Source organism: Micromonospora lutea, from assembly GCF_016863535.1.
Classification (GTDB): domain Bacteria; phylum Actinomycetota; class Actinomycetes; order Mycobacteriales; family Micromonosporaceae; genus Micromonospora; species Micromonospora lutea.
Map to the genome: position 1 here is coordinate 89,007 of NZ_BOPB01000010.1, position 14,604 is coordinate 103,610.

At 68.5% G+C, this 14,604-nt stretch carries 13 protein-coding genes and 4 tRNA genes; all 17 read right to left on the reverse strand.

Features of this window, described 5'->3' with window-relative positions:
* Positions 1–40 precede the first annotated feature (40 nt).
* Positions 41–3,472, reverse strand: a complete 3,432-nt coding sequence (gene rpoB, locus Vlu01_RS10840; protein ID WP_203997251.1) for a DNA-directed RNA polymerase subunit beta — start codon at positions 3,470–3,472, stop codon at positions 41–43.
* 576 nt (positions 3,473–4,048) lie between these two features.
* A complete protein-coding gene (gene rplL / locus Vlu01_RS10845) occupies positions 4,049–4,438 on the reverse strand; it encodes a 50S ribosomal protein L7/L12 (RefSeq protein ID WP_203997252.1) in 390 nt (129 codons plus the stop codon).
* Between the two features lie 54 nt (positions 4,439–4,492).
* Positions 4,493–5,038 carry a 50S ribosomal protein L10 gene (rplJ, locus tag Vlu01_RS10850; protein ID WP_203997253.1) on the reverse strand — a complete coding sequence of 182 codons (546 nt, stop codon included), beginning with the start codon at positions 5,036–5,038 and terminating at the stop codon, positions 4,493–4,495.
* 340 nt (positions 5,039–5,378) lie between these two features.
* Positions 5,379–6,068, reverse strand: a complete 690-nt coding sequence (locus tag Vlu01_RS10855) for a hypothetical protein (protein ID WP_203997254.1) — start codon at positions 6,066–6,068, stop codon at positions 5,379–5,381.
* Positions 6,065–6,562, reverse strand: coding sequence for an ABC transporter ATP-binding protein (locus Vlu01_RS10860; protein ID WP_275409306.1), 498 nt, complete (start codon positions 6,560–6,562; stop codon positions 6,065–6,067). Before Vlu01_RS10860 ends, Vlu01_RS10855 begins: the two co-directional genes overlap by 4 nt.
* A gap of 60 nt (positions 6,563–6,622) precedes the next feature.
* A complete protein-coding gene (gene rplA / locus Vlu01_RS10865) occupies positions 6,623–7,339 on the reverse strand; it encodes a 50S ribosomal protein L1 (RefSeq protein ID WP_203997256.1) in 717 nt (238 codons plus the stop codon).
* 80 nt (positions 7,340–7,419) lie between these two features.
* Positions 7,420–7,851: a 50S ribosomal protein L11 gene (gene rplK / locus Vlu01_RS10870; RefSeq protein ID WP_203997258.1), complete on the reverse strand. Its 432-nt coding sequence runs from the start codon at positions 7,849–7,851 to the stop codon at positions 7,420–7,422.
* A gap of 196 nt (positions 7,852–8,047) precedes the next feature.
* Positions 8,048–8,770 (reverse strand): transcription termination/antitermination protein NusG, encoded by a 723-nt coding sequence (gene nusG / locus Vlu01_RS10875; protein ID WP_203997261.1) that lies wholly within the window; start codon positions 8,768–8,770, stop codon positions 8,048–8,050.
* Positions 8,771–8,809: 39 nt separating this feature from the next.
* Complete coding sequence (secE, locus tag Vlu01_RS10880) at positions 8,810–9,199, reverse strand: preprotein translocase subunit SecE (protein ID WP_203997263.1); 390 nt, start codon at positions 9,197–9,199, stop codon at positions 8,810–8,812.
* 209 nt (positions 9,200–9,408) lie between these two features.
* Positions 9,409–9,481 (reverse strand) — tRNA-Trp (locus Vlu01_RS10885).
* 126 nt (positions 9,482–9,607) lie between these two features.
* Positions 9,608–10,000, reverse strand: coding sequence for a MaoC family dehydratase (locus Vlu01_RS10890; RefSeq protein WP_203997265.1), 393 nt, complete (start codon positions 9,998–10,000; stop codon positions 9,608–9,610).
* A 1-nt stretch (position 10,001) separates the two neighbouring features.
* Positions 10,002–10,448: a MaoC family dehydratase N-terminal domain-containing protein gene (locus tag Vlu01_RS10895; RefSeq protein WP_203997267.1), complete on the reverse strand. Its 447-nt coding sequence runs from the start codon at positions 10,446–10,448 to the stop codon at positions 10,002–10,004.
* 124 nt (positions 10,449–10,572) lie between these two features.
* Positions 10,573–10,740 carry a 50S ribosomal protein L33 gene (gene rpmG, locus Vlu01_RS10900; RefSeq protein ID WP_093403583.1) on the reverse strand — a complete coding sequence of 56 codons (168 nt, stop codon included), beginning with the start codon at positions 10,738–10,740 and terminating at the stop codon, positions 10,573–10,575.
* 133 nt (positions 10,741–10,873) lie between these two features.
* Positions 10,874–10,946 (reverse strand) — tRNA-Met (locus tag Vlu01_RS10905).
* 25 nt (positions 10,947–10,971) lie between these two features.
* Positions 10,972–11,044: transfer RNA gene (locus tag Vlu01_RS10910), tRNA-Thr, on the reverse strand.
* A gap of 92 nt (positions 11,045–11,136) precedes the next feature.
* Positions 11,137–13,665 (reverse strand): bifunctional diguanylate cyclase/phosphodiesterase, encoded by a 2,529-nt coding sequence (locus Vlu01_RS10915; RefSeq protein ID WP_203997269.1) that lies wholly within the window; start codon positions 13,663–13,665, stop codon positions 11,137–11,139.
* 736 nt (positions 13,666–14,401) lie between these two features.
* Positions 14,402–14,485 (reverse strand) — tRNA-Tyr (locus Vlu01_RS10920).
* Positions 14,486–14,604 lie beyond the last annotated feature (119 nt).

A 14,604-nucleotide genomic window follows, 5' to 3' on the forward strand; every position in this document is an offset into this window, starting at 1 on the left:
GACCGCCCGGAGTGGGTCGCCCCGCCCCGAAACCCCAACGTCACACTTCCTCGACCGAGCTCGGCTCACGCCGGGAAAGGTCGATACCCAGTTCCTCCGCGGCCCGGAACACCTCGTCGTCGGTCTCGCGCATCTCCAGGGCCACACCGTCGCTGGACAGCACCTCGACGTTGAGGCACAGCGACTGCAGCTCCTTGAGCAGCACCTTGAACGACTCCGGAATGCCCGGCTCGGGAATGTTCTCGCCCTTGACGATGGCCTCGTAGACCTTCACCCGGCCGAGGACGTCGTCCGACTTGATCGTCAGCAGCTCCTGCAGGGCGTACGCGGCACCGTAGGCCTGCATCGCCCAGCACTCCATCTCACCGAAGCGCTGGCCACCGAACTGCGCCTTACCACCCAGCGGCTGCTGCGTGATCATCGAGTACGGACCGGTCGACCGAGCGTGGATCTTGTCGTCGACCAGGTGGTTGAGCTTCAGGATGTAGATGTAGCCGACGGCGATCGGGTCGGGCAGCGGCTCGCCGGAGCGGCCGTCGTACAGCTGCGCCTTGCCGGTGGCCCCGATCAGCTGCTTGCCGTCCCGGTTGGGCAGGGTCGACGCGAGCAGACCGGAGATCTCCTCTTCGCGGGCACCGTCGAAGACCGGAGTGGCCACGTTGGTGTTTGGCTCGGAGGAGTCGGCGCTGATGCTCTGGAGCTGACGCTTCCACTCGGCGTCGTCGCCCTCGACCTTCCAACCGGTCTTGGCCACCCAGCCCAGGTGGGTTTCCAGCACCTGGCCGATGTTCATCCGGCTCGGCACACCCAACGGGTTGAGCACGATGTCGACCGGGGTGCCATCCTCCAGGAACGGCATGTCCTCGACCGGCAGGATCTTGGAGATGACGCCCTTGTTGCCGTGTCGACCGGCGAGCTTGTCACCGTCCTGGATCTTCCGCTTCTGGGCGACGTAGACCCGGACCAGCTCGTTGACGCCCGGCGGCAACTCGTCGCCGTCCTCGCGGGAGAAGGTACGCACGCCGATGACCGTGCCGGTCTCACCGTGCGGCACCTTCAGCGAGGTGTCCCGGACCTCCCGCGCCTTCTCACCGAAGATCGCGCGGAGCAGTCGCTCCTCCGGGGTCAGCTCGGTCTCACCCTTGGGAGTGACCTTGCCGACCAGGATGTCGCCGGGGACGACCTCGGCGCCGATCCGGATGATGCCGCGCTCGTCGAGGTCGGCGAGCATTTCCTCGCTGACGTTCGGGATGTCGCGGGTGATCTCTTCCGGGCCGAGCTTGGTGTCCCGGGCGTCGACCTCGTGCTCCTCGATGTGGATAGAGGTGAGGACGTCCTGCTGCACGAGGCGCTGCGACAGAATGATCGCGTCCTCGTAGTTGTGGCCCTCCCAGCACATGAACGCCACCAGGAGGTTGCGCCCGAGCGCCATCTCGCCCTCGTCGGTGCACGGACCGTCGGCGATGACCTGGCCGGCCTCGACGCGGTCGCCCTCGAAGACCACCGGCTTCTGGTTCACGCAGGAGCCGGCGTTGGAGCGGCGGAACTTGTGCAGCAGGTACGTCCGGCGGTGGCCGTCGTCCTGGTGGACGGTGATGTAGTCGGCGCAGAGGTCCTCGACCACGCCACCGACCTCGGCCACGACCACGTCGCCGGCGTCGACGGCGGCACGGTACTCCATGCCGGTGCCGACGAGCGGGGACTCGGCCTTGACCAGCGGCACCGCCTGGCGCTGCATGTTCGCGCCCATCAGGGCGCGGTTGGCGTCGTCGTGCTCGAGGAACGGGATCATCGCGGTCGCGACCGAGGTCATCTGCCGCGGCGACACGTCCATGTAGTCCACGGCACCCGGCGCGACGTCCTCGGTCTCGCCACCCTTACGCCGGACCAGGACGCGGTCCTCGGCGAACGTGCCGTCGGCCCGCAGCGGGGCGTTGGCCTGTGCCTTGACGAACCGGTCCTCCTCGTCCGCGGTCAGGTAGTCGATCTGGTCGGTGACCCGACCGTCGATGACCTTCCGGTACGGCGTCTCGATGAAGCCGAACGGGTTGACCCGGGCGAAGGTGGACAGCGCGCCGATCAGGCCGATGTTCGGGCCTTCCGGCGTCTCGATCGGGCACATCCGACCGTAGTGGGACGGGTGCACGTCACGGACCTCGAAGCCGGCCCGTTCCCGGGACAGACCACCGGGGCCGAGCGCGCTCAGCCGGCGCCGGTGGGTCAGGCCCGCCAGCGGGTTGGTCTGGTCCATGAACTGGGACAGCTGCGAGGTGCCGAAGAACTCCCGGATCGCGGCGACGACCGGACGGATGTTGATCAGGGTCTGCGGCGTGATCGCCTCGACGTCCTGGGTGGTCATCCGCTCGCGGACGACCCGCTCCATCCGGGACAGGCCGACCCGAACCTGGTTCTGGATCAGCTCGCCCACGGTACGCAGCCGCCGGTTGCCGAAGTGGTCGATGTCGTCGGCCTCGTAGCCCTCCTCACCGGCGTGTAGCCGGCAGAGGTATTCCACCGTGGCGACGATGTCGTCCTCGGTCAGCGTGCCGGTGGTGATCGGCACGTCCAGCTCGAGCTTCTTGTTGAACTTGTATCGACCGACCTTGGCTACGTCGTACCGCTTCGGGTTGAAGAAGAGGTTGTCGAGCAAGGTCTGGGCGTTCTCGCGGGTCGGCGGCTCGCCAGGGCGCAGCTTGCGGTAAATGTCGAGTAGCGCCTCGTCCTGACCGGCGATGTGGTCCTTTTCGAGCGTCGTCATCATCAGCTCGGACCAGCCGAACTTCTCACGAATCTGCTCGGCCGACCATCCGATGGCCTTGAGCAGCACCGTGACGGCCTGCCGGCGCTTGCGGTCGATACGGACGCCGACGGTGTCGCGCTTGTCGATGTCGAACTCCAGCCAGGCACCCCGGCTCGGGATGACCTTGACGCTGGAGAGGTCGCGGTCGGAGGTCTTGTCCGGCTGCTTGTCGAAGTACACGCCCGGCGAGCGGACGAGCTGGCTGACGACCACACGCTCGGTGCCGTTGATGATGAAGGTGCCCTTCGGCGTCATCATCGGGAAGTCACCCATGAACACCGTCTGGCTCTTGATCTCGCCGGTGGTGTTGTTGGTGAACTCCGCGGTCACGAACAGTGGCGCGCAGTAGGTGAGGTCCTTCTCCTTGCACTCCTCGATCGAGGCCTTGACCTCGTCGAAGCGCGGCGCCGAGAAGGAGAGCGACATAGTGCCGGAAAAGTCCTCAATGGGACTGATCTCGTCGAGGATCTCCGCGAGACCCGAGCGTGCGTGCGGGTCGTCCGCCGACCGGCCCTGCCAAGCCTCGTTGCCGACGAGCCAGTCGAAGGACTCGTTCTGAATGGCGAGGAGGTTGGGGACCTCGAGGTGTTCGGTGATCCGACCGAAGGAAACTCGGCGGGGAGCGAATGCGCTCGACGTACGACTGGTCTTCGCAGGGCGGGAAGCTGCCAAGATGCGTCCTTCCGAGGACCGGTGCTGCAGAACGGCTGGTACGCGTGCACTCCAATGACCCCACCAGAAAATATCCACAAACGGACATTTCCGAGCAGGGGTCAAGTCGGAAGGCAGCGCAAACTAGCAGTGTAGCCGAGAGGCTAACCGCTGTCCAGCACACCCCGCAGGTTGTTGCGGAACGTGCCTCGGGGACCCCTCGAACGGGTCGCACCGGGCCGCTCAGAACGCAACGTCCCTGCCGGGCCGCCCAGGTCTGCATGGCGAGTGGTGCTGCCGCTGCATTACCCACGCGGTGGCCGTCGCAAGCGCGGAAGGTCTTGCTGATGCCAGCGTGCCTGGCAGTCCAGGGCCGCGTCAAGGGCTCCCGTCGGCATCGGACGCTCTTTCCCACCGGAGGGCGAGCCCGCCGACCCCGTCCGCGCACCGTGGACCGAGGCTCGAAGCCCTGCTCATGCCGGTTGCGACGGCTCCACGAACACGGTGGGCGGCGATCCACTGTCGGATCGCCGCCCACCGCGAAGTGGTCTGCCCCGGTTCCACCAACCGAGCCGGGACGGTCAGGTGAGGCTCAGGTCACTTGAGGGTGACCTTGGCGCCCTCACCCTCCAGCTTGGCCTTGGCCTTGTCCGCGGCCTCCTTGTTGACCTTCTCCAGGACCGGCTTCGGGGCGGCCTCGACCAGGTCCTTGGCCTCCTTGAGGCCCAGGCCGGTCAGCTCACGCACGACCTTGATGACCTGGATCTTCTTGCCACCGTCAGCCTCGAGGACGACGTCGAACTCGTCCTTCTCCGGCTCGGCCTCGGCGGCGGCACCACCGGCAGCCGGACCGGCCATCATCATCGCGGCCGGAGCGGCGGCGGTGACCTCGAAGGTCTCCTCGAACTGCTTCACGAACTCGGAGAGCTCGATCAGCGTCATCTCCTTGAACGCGTCGAGCAGCTCGTCGGTGCTGAGCTTCGCCATGTCTGGCGTCCTTTCTCATGGTTCAAACTAAGAACGTGGTGTGCCGGCGCGACCTCAGGCCGCCTCGGCGCCTTCCTTCTCGCGCTTGTCCTGCAGGGCGGCCGCCAGGCGGGCGGTCTTCGACAGCGGGGCCTGGAACAGGGCCGCGGCCTTGCTCAGGTTGCCCTTCATCGCGCCGGCCAGCTTGGCCAGCAGTACCTCGCGGGACTCCAGGTCGGCGAGCTTCGTGACCTCGGCCGCGGAAATGGCCTTGCCCTCGAAGACGCCGCCCTTGATGACGAGCTTCGGGTTGGCCTTCGCGAAGTCGCGAAGGCCCTTCGCCGCCTCGACGACGTCGCCCGAAACGAAAGTCAGCGCGGTAGGACCGGAGAACAGCTCGTCGAGGCCGGAGATGCCCGCGTCCGCCGCGGCACGCTTCGCCAGCGTGTTCTTGGCGACCGTGTAACTGGTCTCCTTGCCGAGCGAGCGCCGCAGCTGGGTGAGCTGGGAAACCGTCAGACCGCGGTACTCGGTCAGCACGGTGGCACCCGAGTTCCGGAAGCTCTCGGTCAGCTCTGCGACGGCCGTGGCCTTGTCGGCCCGGATCGGCTTGTCCGCCATGTCCCTCCTCTCTCGTTGCTCGAGGCTGGTCACCGTCGTAGGCGAGCGCCTGTGACGGGGCGGAGGTATCGCGGCAACAGAAAAGCCCCGGCGCAGGGCGCACGGGGCGAGGGCGGCAGGATCAGGTGGTCGGCGGACCACAGGATGCAGCCGATTTCGCTTGCCGCCCTGCGCGGGTCGCCCGTCTTCGCGGGACCTTCGACCGTGCCCGGGGCACGGTGACCAGCGGTCTCTGGGTGGAACTTCGCTCACCAGGCTACGCGACACCCCAGGGGAGCGCCAAATCGCCCCCGGCGGGTCCGCCCTCCACCGCCGCGACGCTGACCGGCTGCTCCTCGCACTAGGCACGCCCGGTGCGGGCGCGGGCATAGCCAGCCAGCACCACCGCCGCCCACGCCAACGCCCACGCCGTCAGCAGCAGCGCGGTCGACCCGGGCAACGGTCCGACGAGCGCCCTGGCGGTGGGGAGCAGCGGCGGCGCCAACCACGGCGCGACCGACTTGGAGAGACCGAGAACCAGTGCGGCGACCGCACCGGAGGTGAGCACCGCCACACCGTACCCGGCGCTGCGGGTGATCACCCGGCTGGCCAGCGCGCCCAGCGCCACGGCTCCTGGCAGGGCGAGCAGATGCGCCCAGAGACCAAGCGCCACACCTGCCGGAATTGACCGCTCACCCGGCAGGCTCGGACCGGTCACCCCACCCACCAGCCAGGGGAAGACCAGGGCGATCATCACCAGACCGAGGCCGGCCACGGCCGCCGCGACCAGGCCGGCCGCCTGCTCCCGCGCCGAGCCGACGGCGACCAGTGCCAGCCGGCGCTGCACGTCCGGCTCGACGTCCAGCAGGATCTTGGTCTGCCAGGCCAACACGGGGAAGAGCACCACGGCCGACACGCCGTACGCCTCCGCCGGCTGGGCGCGACCGCCGCCGTAGAGGACCCCGAGGGTGAGCAGGCCGGCCAGGACCGGTGCCAACGCCCTTCCGGTACGCAGAAAGCCGGCGAGCCGGAACCGGACCAGGGCGGTCACCGGGCCACCTCGGACGGCGGTCCCGCCGCCGGCCGCGTGGCCTCGGGTGGTCGGCTCTGGCCGCGTACCCGCAGGACGTTGTGGCCCTCGGCGCGCAAGCGGGCGACGGTGGCCGGCACCTGCCTGACCGGAACCTCCAACTCGACCACCGCGACTGTCTCCTCGCCCGGCGGGGTCCGCTCGACCACGGCCGCGTCGGCCACCGTCCACTCCCGTGCGCCGGGCAGCCGGACCGTCTCCCCGCGGTGGTCGCTGACCAGTACCGACCCGCCGTCGGTCAGCACCTCGTCGACCACCTGGGGGACCAGTTCGCGCGCCGCGGCGTCCAGCCCCTCCCATGGCTCGTCGAGAACGAGCAGGCCCGGCGGACGCAGCAGGGCCTGGGCCAGACCGACCTTCTGGGCGGTGCCTTTCGACAACTGGGACAGCCGGACCGTCCGGAACGGACCGAGCCCCAACCGGTCGACCCAGCGTCGCACCGCCCGGCCCGCCACACCGGACAGACGAACGCGGCCCCGCCAGGAGTGGCGGGGCCGCGCGTCGGTGCGTCGTGCTCAGCTTTCGGCCGAGCCCTCCCGCAGGTTCTTCACCACGTTCGGGTCGACCGGCACACCCGGCCCCATCGTCGTGGTGAGGGTCACCTTCTTGAGGTACTTGCCCTTCGCGGCCGACGGCTTGGCGCGCAGCACCTCGTCGAGGACGGCCGCGTAGTTGTCGACCAGCTGGGCCTCGGAGAACGAGGCCTTACCGATGATCAGGTGCAGGTTCGAGTGCTTGTCCACCCGGAAGGTGATCTTTCCACCCTTGATGTCCGAGACGGCCTTGCTGACGTCCATGGTCACCGTGCCGGTCTTCGGGTTCGGCATCAGACCGCGCGGGCCCAGGATCCGCGCGATCCGGCCGATCTTGGCCATCTGGTCGGGCGTGGCGATCGCCGCGTCGAAGTCCAGCCAGCCACCCTGGATCCGGGCGACCAGCTCGTCGGTGCCGACCTCGTCGGCACCGGCGGCGACGGCCTCCTCGGCCTTCGCGCCAGCGGCGAAGACGATCACGCGGGCGGTCTTACCGGTGCCATGCGGCAGGTTGACCGTGCCGCGGACCATCTGGTCCGCCTTACGGGGGTCGACGCCGAGGCGCATCGCGACCTCGACCGTGGCGTCGAACTTGACGGCGGTGTTCTCCTTGGCCAGCTTGACGGCCTCGGAGGGGGCGTAGAGCTTCGACCGGTCGATGGCCTCGGCGGCCTTGCGGTAGTTCTTGCTGCGCTGCATCTTCTGTCTACTCCTGTGGTCTCTGGCGGGCCGCGGTGCTCGCGCGCCCTCCCACGATCCGTACGGGTCGGTGACCGACGTCAGTCGGTGACGTCCAGGCCCATCGACCGGGCGGTGCCGGCGATGATCTTCTCAGCCTGGTCGACGTCATTGGCGTTGAGGTCGGCCATCTTCTTCTCGGCGATCTCCCGCAGCTGCGCGCGGGTCACCGAGCCGACCTTCTGGGTGTGCGGGACGCCCGAGCCCTTCTGCACACCGGCGGCCTTGATCAGCAGCCGGGCGGCGGGCGGGGTCTTCAGCACGAAGGTGAAGGAGCGGTCCTCGTACACGCTGATCTCGGCGGGGACGATGTCGCCCCGCTGCGACTCGGTCTGCGCGTTGTACGACTTGCAGAACTCCATGATGTTCACGCCGTGCTGGCCGAGCGCGGGACCGACCGGCGGTGCCGGAGTGGCCTGGCCCGCCGGCAGCTGAAGCGTGAACGTCTTGACGAGCTTCTTCTTCGGAGGCATGTCTCTTCCTGGGGCTTGGAACTGGGAAAGGTTCACACGACACCGCCGTCGAGGCGCGCACGGTCAGCGCGCATGCGACGGCGGCGACGTTCTAGGGTAGCGCAGACCTGGATCCCCGCAGCCACGGAGGTTGCCCGGGCGGGTGAACCGGACGAACGACGACCGGCGGCGGTTGCCCGCCGCCGGCAGTCGACGATCAGATCTTGGCGACCTGGTTGAAGTTCAGCTCCACCGGCGTCTCCCGACCGAAGATCGACACCAGCACCTTGAGCTTCTGCTGGTCGGCATTGATCTCGCTGATCGTGGCCGGCAGGGAAGCGAAGGCACCATCGGTGACCGTGACCGAGTCGCCAACCTCGAAGTCGAGGACCTTGACCTCCGGCTTGGCCTTCTTCTGCTCGGTCTCGACCGCCGGTGCCAGCCACTTGAGCACCTCATCGAGGCTCAGCGGCGCCGGCCGGTCGGCCCGGTCGGTCGCGCCGACGAAGCCGGTGACCCCGGGAGTGTTCCGGACGCAGGAGTACGACTCCGCGGTCAGCTCCATCCGGACGAGGATGTAGCCCGGGAAGACCTTGGCCTGCACCTGGGCACGCTTGCCGTTCTTGACCTCGACCTCTTCCCGGGTCGGCACCTCGACCTGGTAGATGTAGTCCTCCATGTCGAGGGACGTGATCCGGGTTTCGAGGTTGGTCTTGACCTTGTTCTCGTAACCGGCGTACGAGTGCACCACGTACCAGTCGCCCGGCGCGTAACGCAGCTTCTGCCGCAACTCCGCAACCGGGTCGAAGTCCTCCTCGGGAGCAGGCTCGGTCATCGCGAACTCCGGCTCGCTGGCGGCCTCGACCGACTCGTCACCAGCCGCCGTCGCCACCGTGGACTGCTCGTCCGGGGTTTCGGCGGTCTCGTCGTACTCAGGCACGCTTGCTCACTTCCGTCACTATCGGCACGTATCAGCCGGTCAGCTGGGGTTGCCGAAGACCCACAACACGCCCTTGGCGAAGGCGAAGTCGAGGACGGCCACGATCGTCAGCATCACCGAGACGAACGCGATCACCACCGCCGTGTAGGTCAGCAGCTCCTTGCGGGTCGGCCAGATGACCTTACGCAGTTCGGCCACGACCTCGCGGATGAAACGCGCGATGCGGCCGAACAGGCCCACCTTGTCGGCGTCGGCACGCGTCTTGCGACCGTCAGCGGAATCCGCCCGGGCCCGCGAACGGGTGGCGGTGCCACCCCGCGAAACCGGCTCGTCCGCGTCGGTGGCGTCGTCCTCGGCGCTGTCGTTGACGACGTCGTCGTCCAGGCGCTCGTCGTCGGCGTCCTCGCCGCGCCGCTTGTTGTCGGCCACTTCGCCCTCCGTCGCGGGATGTCGGTGTCGCACGCGGTGCGCGTGCGCGGCGCTTGGTCACGCCGGCCGGACCAACCGTCCCGGGACGGGCCGCGGCCGGCGGATCAACCGGAAGGCCCGATGCCTCGGACCTCCCCGCCGATGCCACCACCACGGGCCGGACGCCACCCGAAGGCGGCGCGACCCACGGAACGGTCAGGCCTGAGGCGCAGGGGTGACAGGACTTGAACCTGCAGCCTGCGGTTTTGGAGACCGCTGCTCTGCCAATTGAGCTACACCCCTGTGCGGCAACGCTCACCCCACCCGGTCACACGACCAGGCAGGGGTCACTTGCCCCACGGCGGACCAGTGTACGGGTACCGGCCCGACTTTCCCAACCGGTCTACCCCACGTGCCGCCCGATGCTGGTCAGCCGGCCGTCCGTACGGTGGCCCGCGCCTGCGACAACACCTTCTCGCCGAGGCACGTGGCGGTCACGTCCAGCCTGGTCAGACCCGCCTCGGTCACCTCCCGGACCACCGCGGTCACCACGATCTCGGTGCCGGCGTCGTCGTCGGGGACCACCACCGGGCGGGTGAATCGCACGCCGAAGTCGACCACCGCGTCGGGCGAGCCGGCCCAGGCGGTGACCGCCCGACCGACGAGCGCCATGGTGAACATGCCGTGGGCGATCACCCCGGGCAGGCCCACCTTGGTGGCGAACCGGTCGCTCCAGTGGATCGGGTTGAAGTCGCCCGAGGCCCCGGCGTAACGGATCAGGTCCGCCCGGGTCACCCGGAACGTCTGGGTGGGCAGTTCCATGTCAGGCCTCCCCGCGTACGACGAGCTTCATCCAGGCGGTGACCACCGGCTCGCCGACGGTCGTGTGGACCTCGGTCCGGGTGGTCACGAACTCGTGACCACCTCGGCTGGTGACGTCCTCGATGGCGTTGACACAGACCAGCTCGTCGCCGGCCACCACCGGTCGGGTGTACGCGAACCGCTGGTCGCCGTGGACCACCCGGCTGTAGTCGATGCCGAGCTCCGGATCCTCGATCATCTGCCGGTTGGCCGCCATGGTGAGCACGATCGCGAAGGTCGGCGGCGCCACCACGTCCGGGTGGCCCAGCGCGCGGGCGGCCTCCGGATCGTGATGGGCGGGATCGGTCGCGCCGATCGCCGTCGCGAACTCGCGGATCTTCTCGCGGCCCACCTGATAGGGGGCGGTCGGCGGATAGGCCCGGCCGACGAAGGACTGGTCCAGAGGCATGCCGCGAACCTACACGCAAAGCGCGAAGGCCGGTTCGAGCGGTCGGCGGCGGCTCAGGCCGCGCCGTCCATCCGAACCGGCGATCGTGACACGTGTGGAAGCCGGGCCTGTCGGCCCGGGCAGGTCAGCGCGTCTCGCGGTGCAGGGTGTGCCGCCCGTCCCGGGGGCAGAACTTCTTCAGCTCGATGCGGTCCGGGTCGTTACGGCGGTTCTTGCGCGTGATGTAGTTGCGCTCCTTGCACTCCACACACGCCAAAGTGATCTTCGGCCGGACATCGGTCGCCTTCGCCACGGCGGAGTGCCTTCCTCGCTAACGGATACAACTACGGCGCTGAAGCCTACGCGCCACCTGGTCAGACACGCAAAGTGGGCGCCTGTGGCGCCCGTCCCACCGACCACCGGAAACAATCCGGGGCGGACGAGAGTAGCGGTGGCCGGACTTGAACCGGCGACACAGCGATTATGAGCCGCTTGCTCTGCCATCTGAGCTACACCGCCGCGGTGGGCCCAGCCGGACCCTCTGAGCCCCCTTACGGAATCGAACCGTAGACCTTCTCCTTACCATGGAGACGCTCTGCCGACTGAGCTAAGGGGGCCTGCGCGATCACTCGGTGCTCGCGCAGAGGTAAGAGTACACGCCCGCGCCGGGCTGATGAAATCGGATCCCCCGGGTCGGCGTACTCCCAGCTCAGGGCACCACTCGCAGCCTCGGGAGCTCGTTGCTGGAGATCGACTCCGGGTCGATCTGGGCACCGAACCACGCCTCCAGACGCTCGAACGGCAGCGGACGGCTGAACAGGAAGCCCTGACCGACCTCACACCCGATGTCCTGGAGCAGCTCAAGGGTCAGCTCGCTCTCCACCCCCTCGGCCACCACGGTCAGACCGAACTGCTGCGAGAGAGTGACCACGGCGTTGACGATCGCCAGGTCCCCCGGGTCGGTCGCCATGCCCTGGACGAAGGAGTGGTCGACCTTCACCTCGTGCACCGGCAGCCGCCGCAGGTGCGCCAGCGAGGAGTTACCGGTGCCGAAATCGTCCACCGAGAGTCGTACGCCGAGGTCCCGCAGGCGACGCAGAGTCGGGATCGGACGCTCGGTGCCGTCCAGCACGCCGGCTTCCGGCACCTCCAGGGTCAGCAGCTGCGCCGGTACGCCGTACTCCTCGAGCAGTTCCCGGACCCGTTCGGGGAACCGCTGGTCGGTGAGCGTACGCGCGGAGAGGTTGACCGCGACGGCGAGGGACTGACCGCCGTGTGCCCAGTCCCGGCTGCGCCGCAGCCCTTCCCGGAGCACGAACTCGGTGAGCCGACCCAGCTGGCCGGTGTGCTCGGCCACCGCGACGAAGTCCCCCGGGGCGACCGCCCCGTGCGTCGGATGCTCCCAGCGGGCCAGGCACTCGACCCCGACGAGCCGACGGTCCCGCAACGTCACCTTGGGCTGGTAGTAGACCTCCAGCTCACCGTTGTCGAGCGCGCTGCGCAGATCTCCGGCGAGGCTGAGCCGGTGCAGCGACCTCGACTCCAGCGCCGGCGAGTACAGCTGCACGCTGCCCGGAACCGCCTTGGCCGCCGTCGCGGCCACGTCCACCCGTTGCAGCAGAGTCGCCGGAGCGTCGCCGTGATCCGGGTGTACGACCACCCCGACCGCGGTGTCGACGTCCAGGGTGAGCGAGTCGAAGACCATCTCGTCGCGGATCTGCTCCCGCAGCTGGCCGGCGAGTTCAACCGCCGCCTCGGCGCTCTCCAGCCGCAGGGTCACCAGGAACTCGTCACCACCGGCCCGTCCGACCAGCGCCGCCGACGGCACGCAGCCACGCAACCGGTCAGCGACCTCGATCAGGACCTTGTCCCCGGCGGCGTGGCCGAGCGCCTCGTTGACCTGGCGCAGCCGGTCGACATCGAAGAGCAGCAGCGCGACCACCTCGCCCGGGGCCCGGATCCGGACCGCCTCGGCGAGCGCGCCGAGAATCCGGCGACGGTTGGGCAGTCTGGTCAGCCCGTCGTGGTACGCGTCGTGCCGCAGCCGGTCGACCAGGCGGGAATTCTCCAGCGCCACCGCGGCGTGCGCGGCGACCGTCTCGAAGACGGTGATGTCGGACGCGCGGAAGAAGTTGGTGTCTCCGAGCCGGTTTGCGACCTCGAGCGTGCCGATGACCGCTCTACCCGACCTCAGCGGCACCACGATCACGTCCTTGGCCGTATCCCGCCCCAGCGTCTCGCGCAGCTCCAGGTCACCACCGAGCCGGCTGCCCACCGCGACTGTCTCCTGACGGGTCACCGCCGTGTCACGCAGCTTCGCCGGGGTGCGGGCGGAATCGAGCAGGCCCGGCTTACCCTCCTGCGCGGTCAACAGCACCTCAGGATGCCGGCCCTGGGCGGGAAGCCAGAGGGTGGCGTACTCCGCCTGCATGAGACTGCGGATTCGGACCAGCAGCGCGTCGATGAGGGTGCCGTCCGACCCGCTCTCGGTCATCGCCTTGGTCAGCTCGTACATCTCGGCGAGGGTCCGATGCTGGCGCATGAACTGTGTGTACGAGCCGTAGACCAACGCGAAGGCCACAGCCAGCCCGGCGAAGAGGACGACCGCCCACGGCGTGCCCGCCAGGGCAATAATGATCAATAGGCCGATGGAGAGGTTGACCGCCACCGTGAGCAGCATCGGCGGGGCGGCCAGGAGCAGTTCCCGCCCGGCCTGCCAGCCCTGCACCACCGCGATCACCGCCACCACGGCGGCCAGCGTGAGCAGCGTGTGGGCACCGACTGCCACGAGGAGAACGCCCCACGTGCCCGGCCCGACGCCCTCGGAGGCCGGCAACAGCTTGTAGACCATCGCGGCGAGCGACGTCGCGGCCGCCGCCAGCGACACGTTGAACCAGAACTTCGCCGGCGGCAGCTTGCGCCGCAGTTGCACCACCACCGTGGCCGCCGTGTACGCCACAACGACCGACAGTGGTGGTAGCACGTAGAGAGCGACGACCAGGGGAATCTCGGTGGGAATGACGGCAAGCGCCTGGCGGCGTACCACGACGTTGATCGTCGGCCAGGCAGCCGCCACCATCGCAACGGTAAGCAGCAGGGTCAGCGGCCACTCGCCCAGGGCAGGGTCCGCCGTCAGCCCAAGCACCACGCACAGAACGACAGCGCAGAAGGCGAGCGGCCCGGTGATGAGCCAGGCGTACTCCGTCCGCCGACGGTTGGCACGGGGGCGAGACGTCATGGCTCCCCTCGCGGCATGGTGTCAGCGGGTGCCGGACGATGCCAAGGCTCCGGAAGACCTGTCAGAGGATCAGCGGCCAAGCACAGGCATGTGCCATTCGAAGGAGTTCGCCCTGAAGTCAGACTCCGCAACGACACTCGACGCGACTACCAGGCTGGAGACCAACAGCAGGGAGCCGAGCAGCCGGCCCAAACGTTGAGCAGACATCAGTGCTCCTAGTGGGGTGACAAACGCGATGGAGGTCCACCGATGGTGCCACAGCCAGTCCGTCGCTGGAAAGTTCACTTACTCAAGGTTGGCCCGATCGTCGCCCCACGCCGCACTTCCGCTGGGGCAAATGGAACGACTGGCCAGGTCAGAGCCGGCGAGCCGGCGACCAGCCTAGAAGAAGACACCATCCACCCATTCCCCACTTAGGCGGTGCAGCGGGTCTAGCAGACAATAGCCCCTGGCCCGGACAAAGTAGAACGATGAGGGCGAGTCCGCCCGACCGGCGTGAGTGTCCCGCTGCGGTCGGCGCCGTGATCGCTGTTCGCTGCAGCAAGCCGCAGACCGCCTCAACGGCGCAGCCGACGCCATTCACAAGCTCTGCGCCGAACAACGGGCCGAGCATGGTCGACCCGCCCACGACGTTCCCACGGCGAGTCGCAACGGACTGGACCCGGCCGGACCGAGCCAGCTCAACAAGAACGGCCCTCGATCAGCATTTCTGCTGGTCAAGGGCCGTTGTCGCACCTGGTGGCGGGTAGAGGATTCGAACCTCTGTAGCTTTCGCGACGGATTTACAGTCCGCTCCCATTGGCCGCTCGGGCAACCCGCCAGGGCGTACCACCGCACCGTGGCGCGGCAGCGGAAGCAAGGATAGCGGCTCCACCCGCCACCACCGCAACCGGGTACCGTCAGGGAGTCGCCCCCTGGGCAACCAGGGCCAAAGGATCA